Below are 412 nucleotides of genomic sequence, written 5' to 3'. Positions count from 1 at the left end.
CCACCGACCCCACCCTGCGGGCGATGATCGCCACAACCCGGTGGGCGGGCTGCCGAATCTCCGAACTTGTCGCGCTCCCACTGGATTGCCTGCACCGCTCCGAGGGCGGCTACTGGATCGAGTACTGGATGACCAAGACCAGCGCCTGGCGCCGATTCCCCATCCCCGAAACCTTGGCCCAAGTGATTCTCGCGCAACAAAACCAGGTCCGAAACACCTACGGGCAGGGCGCAACCCACCTGTTCCCAGGCGCGCGGTCCAGCGCAGCAGCCGGACGCACCCAGCCCTGGTCCACCAGTGGATTACGGCACCGCCTGGCAGCCCTGTTCACCGAACACGGCATCACCTCCTCAACCATGACCGGCGAGCCGATCTCCGGCGGCGATGTGCACCGCTTCCGGCACACCATAGG

At 66.3% G+C, this 412-nt stretch carries 1 protein-coding gene; it reads left to right on the top strand.

The features are described from left to right. Positions 1-23: 23 nt before the first annotated feature. Positions 24-412: tyrosine-type recombinase/integrase (locus AC30CM_RS27220; protein ID WP_490120009.1), on the top strand; the 389-nt coding region annotated here is incomplete at its 3' end.

It is taken from the genome of Mycobacterium sp. DHQP2018-32-09 (assembly GCF_058148405.1).
Note: the sequence above shows the minus strand (reverse complement) of the source record. Positions and strands in the feature narration are given on the sequence as shown.